General features: G+C 61.2%; 15 protein-coding genes and 1 tRNA gene. 14 read left to right on the plus strand and 2 right to left on the minus strand.

Going from position 1 to position 15,511, the window contains the following annotated elements:
• Positions 1-40: 40 nt before the first annotated feature.
• On the minus strand, positions 41-319 hold the full coding sequence (locus tag BN1137_RS17540) for an RNA recognition motif domain-containing protein (protein ID WP_081965963.1): 279 nt from the start codon (positions 317-319) through the stop codon (positions 41-43).
• 217 nt (positions 320-536) lie between these two features.
• Positions 537-1,079: a hypothetical protein gene (locus BN1137_RS17545; RefSeq protein WP_050719827.1), complete on the minus strand. Its 543-nt coding sequence runs from the start codon at positions 1,077-1,079 to the stop codon at positions 537-539.
• A gap of 201 nt (positions 1,080-1,280) precedes the next feature.
• On the opposite strand from BN1137_RS17545, the gene mepA reads away from it, so the two are divergent.
• From mepA to nuoH, 14 genes are all read left to right on the plus strand, one after another.
• Positions 1,281-2,024 (plus strand): penicillin-insensitive murein endopeptidase, encoded by a 744-nt coding sequence (gene mepA / locus BN1137_RS17550; protein ID WP_050719828.1) that lies wholly within the window; start codon positions 1,281-1,283, stop codon positions 2,022-2,024.
• A 56-nt stretch (positions 2,025-2,080) separates the two neighbouring features.
• Positions 2,081-2,671 (plus strand): LemA family protein, encoded by a 591-nt coding sequence (locus BN1137_RS17555; protein WP_050719829.1) that lies wholly within the window; start codon positions 2,081-2,083, stop codon positions 2,669-2,671.
• Between the two features lie 5 nt (positions 2,672-2,676).
• Positions 2,677-3,447 carry a TPM domain-containing protein gene (locus tag BN1137_RS17560; RefSeq protein ID WP_157433830.1) on the plus strand — a complete coding sequence of 257 codons (771 nt, stop codon included), beginning with the start codon at positions 2,677-2,679 and terminating at the stop codon, positions 3,445-3,447.
• 22 nt (positions 3,448-3,469) lie between these two features.
• Complete coding sequence (locus BN1137_RS17565) at positions 3,470-4,087, plus strand: TPM domain-containing protein (protein WP_050719830.1); 618 nt, start codon at positions 3,470-3,472, stop codon at positions 4,085-4,087.
• Between the two features lie 177 nt (positions 4,088-4,264).
• Positions 4,265-4,352: transfer RNA gene (locus BN1137_RS17570), tRNA-Ser, on the plus strand.
• Positions 4,353-4,860: 508 nt separating this feature from the next.
• On the plus strand, positions 4,861-5,619 hold the full coding sequence (locus BN1137_RS17575; RefSeq protein ID WP_050719831.1) for a flagellar motor protein: 759 nt from the start codon (positions 4,861-4,863) through the stop codon (positions 5,617-5,619).
• On the plus strand, positions 5,597-6,472 hold the full coding sequence (locus BN1137_RS17580; RefSeq protein WP_050719832.1) for a flagellar motor protein MotB: 876 nt from the start codon (positions 5,597-5,599) through the stop codon (positions 6,470-6,472). The genes BN1137_RS17575 and BN1137_RS17580 overlap by 23 nt, the downstream gene beginning before the upstream one ends.
• Positions 6,473-6,774: 302 nt before the next feature.
• Entirely contained in the window at positions 6,775-7,179 is a 405-nt protein-coding gene (locus tag BN1137_RS17585) for an NADH-quinone oxidoreductase subunit A (protein ID WP_050719833.1), read from the plus strand.
• Between the two features lie 29 nt (positions 7,180-7,208).
• Positions 7,209-7,883 (plus strand): NuoB/complex I 20 kDa subunit family protein, encoded by a 675-nt coding sequence (locus tag BN1137_RS17590; RefSeq protein WP_050719834.1) that lies wholly within the window; start codon positions 7,209-7,211, stop codon positions 7,881-7,883.
• A 2-nt stretch (positions 7,884-7,885) separates the two neighbouring features.
• On the plus strand, positions 7,886-9,691 hold the full coding sequence (gene nuoC / locus BN1137_RS17595; protein ID WP_050719835.1) for an NADH-quinone oxidoreductase subunit C/D: 1,806 nt from the start codon (positions 7,886-7,888) through the stop codon (positions 9,689-9,691).
• Positions 9,692-9,751: 60 nt separating this feature from the next.
• Positions 9,752-10,318 (plus strand): NADH-quinone oxidoreductase subunit NuoE, encoded by a 567-nt coding sequence (nuoE, locus tag BN1137_RS17600; RefSeq protein WP_157433817.1) that lies wholly within the window; start codon positions 9,752-9,754, stop codon positions 10,316-10,318.
• The gene (gene nuoF / locus BN1137_RS17605; RefSeq protein WP_050719836.1) at positions 10,315-11,682 is read left to right on the plus strand and encodes an NADH-quinone oxidoreductase subunit NuoF; all 1,368 of its coding nucleotides are present in this window, start codon (positions 10,315-10,317) and stop codon (positions 11,680-11,682) included. Before nuoE ends, nuoF begins: the two co-directional genes overlap by 4 nt.
• An 81-nt stretch (positions 11,683-11,763) precedes the next feature.
• A complete protein-coding gene (gene nuoG / locus BN1137_RS17610) occupies positions 11,764-14,493 on the plus strand; it encodes an NADH-quinone oxidoreductase subunit NuoG (protein WP_050719837.1) in 2,730 nt (909 codons plus the stop codon).
• Positions 14,490-15,455, plus strand: a complete 966-nt coding sequence (gene nuoH / locus BN1137_RS17615) for an NADH-quinone oxidoreductase subunit NuoH (protein WP_050719838.1) — start codon at positions 14,490-14,492, stop codon at positions 15,453-15,455. The genes nuoG and nuoH overlap by 4 nt, the downstream gene beginning before the upstream one ends.
• Positions 15,456-15,511 lie beyond the last annotated feature (56 nt).

The raw sequence follows: 15,511 nt of genomic DNA on the forward strand, positions 1-15,511 counted from the left end.
GCATGGAGTTATCCATGCCGTTTTACGTTATCGAGACGACTCAACGATGGCGCTGGGGGCGACCACGAGGTGCATCTGTCTTCGGTTTGGCCTGATTGACTGTGATGGTGCGGCCGCCTATTTCGGTGCCATGCAACCCGGCGATGGCCTTCTCGGCATCCCCGTTGACAGGCATTTCAATGAAGCCAAATCCCTTGGACTGACCGGTATCGCGGTCGATGATGATATCGACCTTCTCTACCTCTCCAAATTGGCTGAACACATTTGTCAGTTCGTCGGCCGTCATCCGGTACGACAGATTACCTACGTAAATCTTCATGCCATCCACTCTCGATTCAAGGTGCCTTATCTATGCATCCACCAGCCTGGAAGTAAGGGCACAACCCCCATGCCGGACCTGCCATGGCATCATGCCGTGGCACTCCCCACCCCGTAACCCAAGTCCTTGATCTCTTGGACTAACCGAGCAGGAAAGATCAATTCGAATCAGAGGCAGTATCCGAGCTTTATGGCAAGTTGTCGAGAAAATAGTCAGATCAGGCGGGTTGCAGCGCAGCCAGGATCCCGTTGAGGGCACGGCGACTGTGCCAGGCTCGCTTAAAGCCGAAACGGTAGATGCCGGGCGCCACCTCATGAGTGCCTTCCCGGGCCAGGCCTAGCAACGCCGTGGTCTTGGCCAGGGTATCGGCATCCAGCGCCAGATCCAGACTGAAGTCGAGCCATTGGCCATCGTGCCCCACCTTGCGATCTCGCTCGATGCCAACGAGCGCCGCTCTGGGCAATGCCAGCGCCTGGTCATTGCCGCCGTTGAGCAGATAGATATGTTGCTCATCCCAGGCAAGCTCGGCCAACCGCCAGCGCTGCCAATTGCGCGGCAACACCATCATCAGCAGCACTATGCCGCCAAACACCAGACCGACCCAGGGCAGTAGCCCCATCTCGGGATAACCCAGCGCAATAGCAGCCACCACTGTCCCCAGACTCGCCAGCAGCAGGCTGGCCATGACCCCATAGAAGCGCCCTGCCGGGGGCATCAACCAGCATATGTCCGCCTGCGCTGCCAGTTCACTGACCCTCATCTTTCACTCCTTTACTCAATTGTCGCAACCAGACTGTATTTGGGTTGCCGCATACTTGTTGCCGCGCATTGTGCGCAAGCCCCCCGCTCGTTGCAACTCGCTTGGCAGGGCGGATGACGACCGGGGGAGTCTGTTGATATGATTGAGGTTATCTGAGCCCACACTCAAGCCCGCCTTCGGGGCGTTACTGCCGGGAGTCTCATGTTTGCCACCAGCCTGCTGTTTATGACCAGTGCCCTCTATGCCGAGGCCATCGGCGGCTACTCCGCCGGCTGCCTGACCAATGCCATGGCCCTGCCGCTGTCTGGCCCTGGCTATCAGGTCATTCGCAGCAAGCGACTGCGCTACTACGGGCACCCCGATCTCATTCACTACCTGCAGGGGCTGGCGAGTCGCACCAAGATGGCCGGCATGCCGGATCTCTATATTGCTGATCTCGCCATGGCGCGGGGCGGCCCTTTCAGCTCGGGTCACCGCAGCCACCAGACCGGCCTCGACGCCGACATCTGGTTTCGGATGGCCAACCGGCCCATCAGCAAATGGGAGCAGGATGCGCCCAAGGAGTGGGCCCTCATCGATGAGCCCAGTTATCGCGTCTTGCCGGGTCGCTTCGGCCCCCAGCAACTCACCCTGCTGAGACTGGCCGCCAACCAGCCCGAGGTGACCCGGATCTTTATCAACCCGGTGCTCAAGGCCGAAGTCTGCAAACGCGCGGGAGACGAGCCCTGGGTCGCCAAGCTGCGGCCCTGGGTCGGTCACTTCAGCCACTTCCACGTCCGGTTGCGCTGTCCGGCAGGCAGCCCGGATTGCCAGCCCCAGGCGCCGATCCCGCCCGGCAATGGCTGCGGCGCCGAGCTGGCGTCCTGGCTCAAAGACAAACCCCAGCTACCCAAGGTGTCGATGAGCTACCAGGCCCCCACCCTACCGAGCCGTTGTGGCGGCTGACCACAAGCTGGTATGGTGTCTACGCCGAATTAAATACATCCAATGGAGACAACAAGATGGCCACTTCTCTCTGGCACAAGACCACGCAGAGCCTGTTGATGTTGACCCTGCTGCTGGGGCTGACCGGATGCGGCATGAACAACATTCCGACCCTGGACGAGCAGGTCAAGGCGAGCTGGGGCCAGGTCGAGAACCAGTACCAACGCCGCGCCGATCTCATTCCCAACCTGGTGGCGACCGTCAAGGGTTATGCCACCCACGAGCAGGAGACCCTCAAGGCGGTGACCGATGCCCGCGCCCGGGTCGGTAGCCTGCAGGTGAGCGATCCCTCCCAGCTCAAGGCATTTGAAGCCGCGCAGGATCAACTCTCCAGCGCCCTCTCCCGGCTGATGGTAGTGGTCGAGCGCTACCCGGATCTGAAAGCGGATCAGCAATTTCTCACCCTGCAGGCCCAGCTGGAAGGTACCGAGAACCGTATTTCGGTGGCCCGACGCGACTACATAGAAGCGGTGCGCCAGTTCAATACCGAGATCCGCACCTTCCCCGGCGTCATCTGGTCCAAGCTGCTCTACTCGGATCTCACCGCCAAGCCCAGCTTCAGCGCCAAGCCAGGTGCCGATGAGGCGCCCAAGGTGAGCTTCCAATGAACCAGATGACCCGCAGGCTTAGGCCCGCGGCCTGGCACAGGGGCACGACACAGCCGTGGCTTCTGGCGCTGCTCTGCTGCCTGCTATTGTGGACAACGGCCTCGCAGGCTGCTCCCGAGTTCCCCGCCCTCAGCGGTCGGGTGGTGGACCAGGCAAACCTGATGTCCCGCAAGCAGGCCCACCAACTGACCCAGCAACTGGCGGCCTTTGAAAAACGCAGTGGCATTCAGCTGGTGGTGGTGTCCATCGACAGCCTGAATGGCGACACCATCGAAGAGTACGGCTATCAACTCGGCCGCCACTGGGGCATTGGCCAGAAGGACAAGAACAACGGCGTGCTGCTGCTGATCGCACAAGATGAGCGCAAGGTGCGCATCGAGGTGGGTTATGGGCTGGAGGGCGCCCTGCCCGACGCCATCGCCGCCAACATCATCCAGACCCGGATCCTGCCCGCCTTCAAGCGCGGCGACATGGTGGCCGGCATCGTCTCTGGCAGTAAGGGCATCATGCAGGCCCTGGCTGGCGAGTACAAACCGGTGGATGTCGCCAAGGAAGACAAAGGGGGCGGCCCCTGGTTGTTCATCCTGATGGTGATAGTGATGATCGTGCTGCACAACCTGCGCGGAGGCGGTGGCGGTGGCTCCGGTGGTCGTCGCCGGGCTGCCTATCTGGCTGGCGGCTTTGGCGCCGGGCGTATCGGCGGAGGCTTTGGTGGCGGCGGTTTTAGCGGCGGTGGCGGCAGTTTCGGTGGCGGCGGCGCCTCCGGTGGCTGGTAATCAGGAAGACAGAGACAACATAATGATTTCGAAACAGTTTTATCACACCTTGCAGGCCAAGGTGCGACAGGCAGAGCAGGCGACGGACGCCGAGTTGGTCACCGTGCTGGCCCCGGCCAGCGACGGCTATCGCTACATCCCGACCCTCTGGGCTGCCCTCCTGGCCATGCTCACCCCGCTTCTGGTGTTCCAGCTCGGCTTCTGGCTCGGCTGGTACGAGATCCTGCTGGTACAGTGGTCGGTCTGGTTGCTGCTCAGCCTGCTGTTCCACTGGACCCCGATCAAGATGCGGCTGATCCCGAAGAAGGTACGCCAGCACAGGGCGGCCCTGATGGCCCGACTGCAATTTATTGAGCAGGGGCTGCACCGCACCCGGGACAGGCTCGGGGTGCTGATCTTCGTCTCGGTGGCCGAACATTATGTGGAGATCCTGGTGGACGATGGCATCGCCCAGCACATCGACAATGCGCAGTGGCAACAGATCATCGATGACTTCGTGGTTCGGGTACGCAACAAGGAGGTCGAGCAGGGCTTCCTCGAGTGCGTCGAACGCACCAGCGCCATCCTGACCGATGCGTTTCCGGCCACCCGGGATCAGAACGAGCTGCCCGACAGCCTGGTCATCCTGGACAAGCCCTGAACCGGTTTAAAAAACCGGCACTCTGTTCAAGGGATAAGCATTCGATAAAGATGATGAAAAATAAGGGGAAAAGTGTTTGACCCAAGGTCCGCTTTCCCCTATCTTACGCCCCGTTCCAGCGCAACAGCGCGGCGAACGACGTGGTGATTGGACACGTTAAACCGCAGTCGAAAATTTGGTGAGGTGTCCGAGTGGCTGAAGGAGCACGCCTGGAAAGTGTGTATACGGCAACGTATCGAGGGTTCGAATCCCTCCCTCACCGCCAAATAAAACTAAAGGGCCTGTCGCAAGACAGGCCCTTTAGTTTTATCCGATGATGGGCGGCTCGGTTTGGACCCTGGTTCGACAGGAGGGCAGGATAGCCCTTCTGGACAGCCGCAGGCTGCCCGCAGGGCGAGCGCCAGGGATGGCGCGAGTCAATCCCTCATCGCCAAATAAAAAAAGCCGACCTCAGGGTCGGTTTTTTGCTTTTTGGTGTTTACCACCGTCGTTGGGCCATGAACGATGTGATCTCTTCTCCCTCCTTCAGCCATCAACCAGCGCGCTGAGCATTTCCTCTTCTCCCGTCGCATCACCGTCACCTGTTCGCGCTTTGCATCGAACCAACACGGTACATCCCTTATACCCTCATGATTTTGCCGCTCAGGCCGACACAAGGAGAGGATCCGCTCGGCCTGGCGCTCCAGATATTGCTCGCCGATTGGATATCCTTTTGAAAAACTGATAGTTAAATGGCTACACTAGCTACATTTTTCGCAGAGGGACATGGATAAATGAGTCTGATCGGTTTGCTGTTAGCCTTGGCAGCCATATTGGGTGGCAACATGATTGAGGGCGGGCATCCGAGCGCGCTGCTCGACTTGCCCGCCTTCCTCATCGTGATCGGGGGAACCGTGGGGGCAGCGCTGACCCAGTTCCCCTTCGCCGTGGTGGGGAAAACCCTGAAGCGCTTCAAATGGCTCATCTCTCCCCTGCGTCTCGACATGCTGGAGCAAGCCCAGTTGCTGGAAACCCTGGCGGGCAATGCACGGCGCAGCGGCATGCTGGCGCTGGAAGGCATGATCGATGACATCAAGGATCCCTTCCTGCAAAAGGGAGTGCAGATGATGGTCGACGGTTACGAGAAGACCAAGATCCACGAGGTGCTGGAAAACGAGATCGAATTCGAGCAAGAGGATCTCGAACAGACCGTCAAATTTTACGAAGCCATGGGCGGTTACTGCCCGACCATGGGGATAGTCGGCGCCGTGTTCGGCCTGATCCACGCCATGGGACTGCTCGATCAACCCGACAAGCTGGGGGGCGCCATCGCGGTTGCCTTCATCGCCACCATCTACGGCGTGGGCGCCGCAAACCTCATCTTCCTGCCGTTTGGCAACCGCTACAAGGGTTTCGCCCACCAGATCCGTCATTACAAGGAGATGACCCTGACCGGCATCCTCTGCATCGTGGACGGCGAATCCCAGCAGCGACTGCAAGTCACCCTCGAACCTTACCTCGGAGGTCACGGTGGCCAAAAAGAAAAAGGCTGAAGCGCCGGAGAACCATGAGCGCTGGCTGGTCTCCTACGCCGACTTCATGACCCTGCTGTTTGCCCTGTTCGTGGTGCTCTACTCCTTCGCCATGGCCAAGCAGTCGGAGACCCGGGTGCTGATCCAGGGCTTCATCGAGTCACTGGGCAAGATTGGCCTCATCTCCATGCCCGCCGGCTCTCCCGTGATGCAGGGAGGCACCGGCATTCTGGAGCCCGAGTCCAAGACCACCCCGGGCACCTCCCAAAAAGAGCAGGTGCTGGATACCCAGACGCCGGCAGCCGCTTCGGATCCGTTCAACGAGACTATCGGCGCCTCGGAGAAACCGAGCGCAACGGAAGCCTGGCCCCACAAGACCAAGGAGCAGGATTGGGCCGCCGTCACCAAACCCAAGCTGGAGCAGCAGCTCAAGAGCCAGATCGAGTCCAAGGAGATCGAGGTAGAGCAGCTCGGCAGCCAGCTGGTGATCCGCATCGGCGAGAAGACCCTGTTCCCGGCCGATTCTGCCTTCCTGCAGCCCCAGTTCATCCCGCTGGTCAACAAGGTGTCCGACGTGTTGGCTGATATCCCGGGCATGGTGGTCGTCACCGGCCACACCGACAATTCACAGGCGCCGGTGGAGCTCTATCGCAACAACTGGGAGCTGTCGGTACTGCGGGCGGCCACCATAGTGCACACCCTGCTCACCAACCCCAAACTGGATGCCACACGGATAGTGGCGCAAGGGGCGGCCGACACCCAGCCCCGCTTTGCCAACGACACCCCTGCTCATCGACAAGCCAACCGGCGGGTGGAGATAGTGCTCTCCCAGGGCAAGGCAGCCGAACAATCGCTCCCCGTGCTCAGCCCCTGATCAACGGGCTAACCACTTGTGATCAGGATGTGATCAACTCTTGAATGAAAGGCCCCGCAATGCGGGGCCTTTCCCTTTTCTGATTAGTTTATTTTCCAAACGATCCAGTCATATTTTGAACGTCGTAAAAGCGATTGAAAATGATTCTCAAATGAGAAAATTGACCCCGCTAGCAAAAAGCGACTTTCCTCCCATTGATTAATAATTAATCCTTTGAAATGACATGTAAATCAGTACGAAGCTGGCATAATACGTAGCACCCTTGTTAAGTCACATGATTAATTCGGTTAGGGAAAACCTATATGTTTGCTGATATTGCTGTCCAGCATTGGGCTTTTGCTGTCTATGTCATTGGGGCTATTTGTATCTGCCTGACCATGATCGGCCTGGCAGCCCTGCTCGGGGGTCGTGCTTACGGACGAGCCAAAAACAAACCCTTCGAATCGGGCATCGAGTCCGTCGGCAACGCCCGCCTGCGCTTCTCCGCCAAGTTTTACCTGGTCGCCATGTTCTTCGTCATCTTCGACGTCGAGGCGCTCTATCTCTTCGCCTGGTCCGTTTCCGTTCGGGAAAGTGGTTGGGTCGGCTTTATTGAAGCCACCATCTTTATCACCTTGCTGCTGGTAGGCCTTATCTACCTGTGGCGTATTGGTGCCCTCGACTGGGCTCCGAAAAAGCGCGTCCTGACGGACAAGAAGCCAGACTGAATTACCGATTATCCCTTTGAGGTTGCACCATGAAGTACACCCTGACCCGGATTGACCCGGATGCGCCGGTTGAGCGCTACCCCCAGGAACAACGCCAGACTGTCGAGGATCCCCTAGCCCAAGAGGCGGGACGCGGCATCATGATTGGGCGTCTCGAGGAGGTGCTGCAAGACACCGTCAACTGGGGTCGCAAGAATTCGCTCTGGCCCTACAACTTCGGCATCTCCTGCTGCTATGTGGAGATGTGTACCGCCTTCACCTCCCCCCATGACGTGGCCCGTTTCGGCGCCGAAGTCATCCGGGCCTCGCCTCGTCAGGCGGATTTCATGGTGATCGCCGGCACCCCCTTCATCAAGATGGCCCCCGTCATCCAGCGCCTGTATGAACAGTTGCTCGAACCCAAGTGGGTCATCTCCATGGGGGCCTGCGCCAACTCGGGCGGCATGTACGACATCTACTCCGTCGTGCAGGGTGTGGACAAGTTCCTGCCAGTTGACGTCTATATTCCAGGATGTCCGCCCCGTCCAGAGGCATTTTTGCAGGCGTTAATGCTGCTGCAAGACTCCATCGGCAAGGAACGTCGCCCCCTCTCCTGGGTGGTCGGCGATCAGGGGATCTACCGCCCCGAGATGCCGGCGGAGAAGGATCGCAAGCGCGGTGAGCGGATCAACGTCACCAACCTGCGCACGCCGGATGAGATCTGATCATGAAATTGACTCGAGAGTTTCCCAGTAACTACGCCATGGCCCAATGGCAATCCTCCGATCACCGGGATGCCCAGGTGGTCGGCGAACTGTTTGCCCATTTCGGCGCTGAGCGTTTCACCGTGCAAAGCACCCGCACCGGGGTACCGGTCATCTGGCTGTCGCGCGATCTGCTGGTGGATGTCATCGCCTTCCTGCGCAAGCTCCCCTCCCCGTTCGTGATGCTGTTTGACTTGAGCGCCACCGACGAGCGGATGCGCAGCCATCGCCACGGCCTGCCCGAGAGCGACTTCACCGTCTTCTATCACCTCATCTCCATCGACCGTAACGCCGATGTGATGCTGAAGGTGCCCCTGATGGAGAGCGATCTCAACCTGCCGACCATCAGCAAGCACTTCCCGAACGCCAACTGGTACGAGCGGGAAGTCTGGGATCTGCTGGGCATTACCTTCGCCGGTCACCCGCACCTGACGCGCATCATGATGCCCAAGAGCTGGCAGGGTCACCCGCTGCGCAAGGATTACCCGGCGCGCGCCACCGAATTCGATCCCTTCATGCTCGATGCGGTCAAACAGGATCAGGAGCAGGATAACCTGCTGTTCAAGCCCGAAGAGTGGGGCATGAACCGCGGCAACGAGAACGAGGACTACATGTTCTTGAACTTGGGGCCCAACCACCCTTCCGCCCACGGCGCCTTCCGTCTGGTGCTGCAGCTCGATGGCGAAGAGATCCGCGACTGCGTGCCCGACATCGGCTACCACCACCGTGGCGCCGAGAAGATGGGCGAGCGCCAGTCCTGGCACAGTTACATCCCCTACACCGACCGGGTCGAGTACCTGGGCGGCGTGATGAACAACCTACCCTATGTGCTGGCGGTCGAGAAGCTGGCGGGGATCAAGGTCCCGAACCGGGTCGACGTGATCCGGGTGATGATGGCGGAACTGTTCCGCATCCAGAGTCACCTGCTGTTCCTCGGTACCTACATCCAGGACGTGGGTGCCATGACCCCGGTCTTCTTCACCTTCACCGATCGCCAGAAGATCTACACCATCATCGAAGCCATCACGGGCGCCCGCATGCACCCGGCCTGGTTCCGCATCGGCGGGGTGGCGCACGATCTGCCCCAGGGTTGGGCCCGCCTCATTCAGGACAACCTGCTGAGCTGGCTGCCCAAGCGACTGATGGAGTACGAAAAAGCCGCTATGCGCAACAGCATCTTGCGTGGCCGCACCATCGGCGTTGCCCCCTACACCACCGAACAGGCCTTGGCCTGGGGCGTCACCGGCGGCGGTCTGCGCGCCACCGGCCTCAACTTCGACGTGCGCAAATGGCGTCCTTATTCGGGCTATGATCAGTTCGAGTTCGAGGTTCCCGTCGGTGCCAATGGCGACGTGTACGACCGTGGCATGATGCGCCTCGAGGAGATGCGCCAGAGCCTGCGCATCATCGAGCAGTGCATGAAAAACATGCCGGAGGGGCCGTTCAAGGCGGATCACCCGCTCACCACGCCGCCGCCCAAAGAGCGCACCCTGCAAGACATCGAGACCCTGATCACCCACTTCCTGCAAGTCTCCTGGGGCCCGGTCATGCCGGCCGCAGAATCCTTCCAGATGATAGAGGCGACCAAGGGGATCAACAGCTACTACCTGACCAGCGACGGCTCCACCATGAGCTACCGGACCCGGATCCGGACCCCGAGCTTTGCCCACCTGCAGCAGATCCCCTCGGTGATCCGTGGCCAGATGGTGTCGGATCTCATCGCCTACCTGGGCAGTATCGATTTCGTTATGTCGGATGTGGATCGTTGAGTCATCGCCCCGCCGCGACCGGCGGCGCGACAAGAGAATAAGCGACAAAAGGTTTAAGTCATGAGCCAGCAATGTCAGTGCAAGAACACAGGGTCTCCAGCGGGACAGAGTGCATGTCAGGGCAAGGGGGATGGACTCGTCCCAGGACTGAAAGAGGAGTTCGTCCTGAGTCAGGCCGAACACGACGCCATCCTGCATGAGACGCACCACTACGAAGATCCCCGCGCCGCCAGCATCGAAGCACTCAAGATAGTGCAGCAGACCCATGGCTGGGTACCGGATGGTGCCATCCACGCCATCGCCGGCCTGCTCGGCATCCCCGCCAGCGACGTGGAGGGGGTCGCGACTTTCTATAGCCAGATCTTCCGCCAACCAGTGGGTCGTCACATCATCCGGGTCTGTGACAGCATGGTCTGCTACATCAACGGCCACGAGCAGCTGTTGGCCGGCCTGAAAGAGGTGATGGATCTCGCCCCCGGCCAAACCTCGGCCGATGGCCGCTTCACCCTGCTGCCGGTCTGCTGCCTCGGCAACTGCGACAAGGGTCCGGCGTTGATGATCGACGACGACACCTACGGCGGACTCGATGCCGTCAACCTGCTCAAGACTTTGGAGGCTTATCCATGAGCCTGGCATCCCTTGGCACCGCCAACCGCACCCCGCGCGCGGCCGAAACCCACCCGCTGACCTGGCGACTGCGCGACGACGGCCAGCCGGTCTGGCTTGAGGAATATCAGGCCAAGCAGGGCTATGATGCGGCCCGCAAGGCGCTGGGTCAGATGACCCCGGACGAGATCGTCAACACCGTCAAGGACGCCGGTCTCAAGGGCCGCGGCGGCGCCGGTTTCTCCACCGGGGTCAAGTGGGGGCTGATGCCCAAAGACGAGAGCATGAACATCCGTTACCTGCTCTGCAACGCCGACGAGATGGAGCCGAATACCTGGAAGGATCGGCTGCTGATGGAGCAACTGCCCCACCTGCTGATCGAGGGGATGATCATCTCGGCCCGCGCGCTCAAGGCCTATCGCGGTTACATCTTCCTGCGCGGCGAGTACGTGGACGCCGCCGTCAACCTGCGCCGTGCGGTGGAAGAAGCCAAGGCCGCCGGTTTGCTCGGCAAGAACATCTTGGGCTCTGGCTTTGATTTTGAGCTGTTCGTTCACACCGGCGCGGGTCGCTACATCTGCGGCGAAGAGACAGCGCTCATCAACTCCCTGGAAGGGCGCCGCGCCAACCCGCGCGCCAAGCCCCCCTTCCCTGCCGTCTCCGGCGTCTGGGGCAAACCGACTTGCGTCAACAACGTCGAGACCCTGTGCAACGTCCCCGCCATCATCGGCAGTGGCGTCGAATGGTACAAGGGACTGGCGCTGCCGGGCTCGGAAGATCACGGCACCAAGCTGATGGGCTTCTCCGGCAAGGTCAACAACCCGGGTCTGTGGGAGCTGCCCTTTGGCATCACCGCCCGCGAGCTGTTTGAAAACTATGCCGGCGGCATGAAGCCAGGTTATCGCCTGAAGGCCTGGCAGCCGGGCGGCGCCGGTACCGGCTTCCTGCTGCCAGAACATCTGGATGCCCAGATGTACGCCGGAGGCATCGGCAAGGTCGGCACCCGCATGGGCACCGGCCTCGCCATGGCGGTGGATGACAGCATCAACATGGTCTCCCTGCTGCGCAACATGGAAGAGTTCTTCGCCCGCGAATCCTGCGGCTGGTGTACTCCCTGTCGCGATGGCCTGCCCTGGAGCGTCAAGCTATTGCGAGCACTGGAGCGTGGCGAAGGCCAGCCCGGCGATCTCGCGACCCTTGAACAGCTGTGCAACTTCCTCGGCCCGGGCAAGACCTTCTGCGCTCACGCCCCTGGCGCCGTCGAGCCCCTTGGCAGTGCGATGAAGTATTTCAGATCCGAGTTCGAGGCCGGTATCAAGGGGCCACAGGATAATCGCAAGTTACTCAAAGGGATCCAGCCCAATCTGCTGGGCGAACGCTGGTAAGACGCGACTGTGCGTCCGCAGCTGGTCGGTCTGAACTAGCGCGAGCCAAAGATTTTATCTAATTGAAGTCAGGGAAGTTGTATGGCCACCATATATGTAGACGGTAAAGAGTACGAGGTAGACGGGGCAGACAACCTGCTGCAAGCCTGTCTGTCGCTGGGCCTCGATATCCCCTATTTTTGCTGGCATCCGGCGCTCGGGAGCGTCGGTGCCTGCCGCCAGTGTGCGGTGAAGCAGTATCAAAACGCCGATGACAAGCGGGGCCGCCTGGTCATGTCCTGCATGGCGCCCTCCACCGATGGCAGCTATATCTCCATCGAGGATGAAGAGGCGAAGGAGTTTCGCAAGAGCGTGGTGGAGTGGCAGATGACCAACCACCCCCACGACTGCCCGGTGTGTGAAGAGGGCGGCGCCTGCCACCTGCAAGACATGACGGTAATGACCGGCCACAACAGCCGTCGCTACCGCTTCACCAAGCGTACCCACCAGAATCAGGATCTCGGCCCCTTCATCAATCATGAGATGAACCGCTGTATCGCCTGCTATCGCTGCGTGCGCTACTACAAGGATTACGCCGGTGGCGAGGATCTCGGCGTCTACGGCGCCCACGACAACGTCTACTTCGGCCGGGTCGAGGATGGCACTCTCGAGAGCGAGTTCTCCGGCAATCTGGTGGAGGTTTGCCCCACCGGTGTGTTCACCGACAAGACTCACTCCGAGCGCTACAACCGCAAATGGGACATGCAGTTCGCCCCCAGCGTCTGCCAGCAGTGCTCGGTCGGCTGCAACATCAGCCCGGGTGAGCGTTACGGCGAGCTGCGCCGCATCGAAAACCGCTACCACGGCGCCCTGAACCACTACTTCCTGTGTGACCGCGGCCGCTTCGGCTATGGCTATGTCAATCTGGCCGAGCGCCCGCGCCAACCTCTGCTCCAGGATGGCAACGATCGCCTCGCCATCACGGTGGACGGTGCCCTGAACCGCGCTGCCGACGCCCTGCGCACCGCCTCCGGCGTCATCGGTATCGGCTCGCCCCGCGCCTCGCTTGAGAGTAACTTCGCCCTGCGCGAGCTGGTTGGCGCCGCCAACTTCTACAGCGGTGTTGAGAAGAGCGAATGGGAATGCCTGCAAAAAATGCTGCAGATCCTGCAGCATGGCGGCGTGCGCACCCCGAGCCTGCGCGACATGGAAGAAGCCGACGCCGTGCTGGTACTGGGCGAAGATGTCACCCAGACTGCCGCCCGCATCGCCCTGGCCCTGCGCCAGGCGGTCAAGGGCAAAGGCCGCGAAATCGCCCGCAAGATGAAGGTCGATCTCTGGCAGGTCGCCGCCGTGCAGACCCTGGCTCAGAACGAGCGCTACCCGCTGCTGATCACCAGCCTGGACGCCACCCGTCTTGACGACGTGGCGAGCGGCACCCTGCACGCCCCTCATGCCGATCAGGCGCGTCTCGGTTTCGCCATCGCCCATCTGCTCGATGGCTCGGCCCCAGCCCTGACTGATCTCTCAAGCGAACAGCAAGCCCTGGCCGCTCAATGGGCCGAGTTGCTTGGCAACGCCAAGAAGCCGCTCATCATCGCAGGCGCCGGTGCCCGCAATCAGGCCTTGCTCGACGCGGCCAGCAATATCGCCCGCGCCCTCAAGGGCCGTGGTCAGGCGGTGGATCTGGCGCTGGTAGCGCAAGAGACCAACAGCCTGGGTCTGGCCATGCTGGCCGGCGGCGCCGCGCCGCTGGAAGCCGCCTTTGAGCGTATCGAAGGGGAGGAAAAGCTCGCGCTCATCACCCTGGAGAACGATCTCTACCGCCGCGCCCCGCGTAGCCGGGTCGATGCCGTCATCGAACGCCTGCAGCATCTGCTGGTGGTCGACCATCAAGATACCGGCACCGCCAAGAAGGCCGGCCTGGTACTGCCCGCCGCCAGCTTCGCCGAAGCCGATGGCACCCTCATCAACATGGAAGGCCGCGCCCAGCGCTTCTTCCAGGTCTATGCCCCCGCCTTCTACGATGCCGACATTCAGGTGCGTGAGAGCTGGCGTTGGCTGGCCGCGCTGCAAGGCGCCCTGGAGCGCAAGCCCCTGCGCTGGAACAACTTCGATGAGGTGAGCAGTGCCTGCGCCGCCAGCGCGCCGCTGCTGGCCACCATGCGCGAAGCCGCCCCCAACGCGGGTTTGCGCATCCGCGGCATGAAGCTCGCTCGCGAGCCGCACCGCTACAGCGGCCGCACCTCCATGCTGGCGGATCAGAACGTGAGCGAGCCCAGGGTCGCCCAAGATCCTGACTCGCCGTTCAACTTCTCCATGGAAGGCTACGCCGGTGCCCGCCAACCGCTGCAACAGGTGCCTTTTGCCTGGGCGCCGGGCTGGAACTCCCCTTCTGCCTGGAACAAGTTCCAGGACGAGGTGGGTGGCAACCTGCGCGCCGGAGATCCCGGCCGCCGTCTGCTGGAGCCGGGCGAAGATAGCCTGGGTTGGTTCGACAGCATCCCCGCGCCCTTCCAGGCTCGGGAGGCGCTGCAGGTGGTGAGTTACGATCAGCTGTTTGGCGGCGAGGAACTCTCCGCCAAGAGCCCGGTCATTCAGGCGCGGATGAGCGACCCCACCCTGGTGCTGAACCCGGCCGACGCCAGTCGCCTGTCCCTCAGTGCCGGCAGTCAGGTCGCTCTCTCCTGGGGTGGCAACCACTGGCGGCTGACCCTGCGTGTCAGTGATCAACTGGCCCAGGGCCTGCTCGGCCTGCCCCTTGGCGCCAACGGCTTGCCGACCGCGCTGCATCACGCCTTTATCGATAACCTGCAGGAGGCCATAGCATGAGTGATGAGCTGATCGACCTGTTGCTGGAAGTAGGCAAGGCCCTGATCGTGTTGGTGGGCATAGTGGGGGCCGGTGCCTTCATGAGCTTCATCGAGCGCCGTCTGCTGGCACTCTGGCAGGATCGCTACGGCCCCAACCGGGTGGGCCCCTTCGGCCTGCTGCAGTTGGCGGCCGACATGGTCAAGATGTTCTTCAAGGAGGACTGGATCCCACCGTTCGCCGATCGCCGGATATTCGTGCTGGCTCCCATCATCGCCTTTACCGCCTTCATTCTGGCGTTTGCGGTGGTGCCGATCACCCCCACCTGGGGCGTGGCGGATCTCAACGTGGGCCTGCTCTACATCCTGGCTATCGCAGGGCTGGCGGTTTACGCCGTGCTATTCGCCGGCTGGTCTAGCAACAACAAGTACTCCTTGCTCGGCAGCCTGCGTGCCTCGGCTCAGACCCTCTCCTATGAGGTGTTCCTCGGCCTGTCATTGATGGGCATCGTCATCCAGACCGGCAGCTTCAACCTGCGGGAGATCGTCGAGGCCCAGGCAGATCTGTGGAACGTGGTACCCCAGATCCTGGGCTTCATCACCTTCCTGTTTGCCGGTGTCGCCGTCACCCACCGCCACCCGTTCGATCAGCCGGAGGCCGAGCAAGAACTCGCCGACGGTTATCACATCGAGTATGCGGGCATGAAGTGGGGTCTGTTCTTCGTGGGCGAGTACATCGGCATCGTGCTGGTCTCCTCCCTCATCGTGACCCTGTTCTTCGGTGGCTGGCACGGCCCCTGGCTGCCGCCCTTCATCTGGTTCGCCCTGAAGACCGCCTGTTTCATGGTGTTCTTCATCCTGCTGCGGGCCTCCCTGCCCCGCCCGCGTTTCGACCAGGTAATGTCTTTTGGCTGGAAAGTCTGCCTGCCGCTGACCCTGCTCAATATGCTGGTCACCGGCGCCGTGGTGCTGATGAATGTGTAACAAGGCCGATATGGATATGAAGATTGTAAGGACGTCTCCCATCCCGAACGGGATCC

The organism is Aeromonas tecta, from assembly GCF_000820185.1.
Classification (GTDB): domain Bacteria; phylum Pseudomonadota; class Gammaproteobacteria; order Enterobacterales; family Aeromonadaceae; genus Aeromonas; species Aeromonas tecta.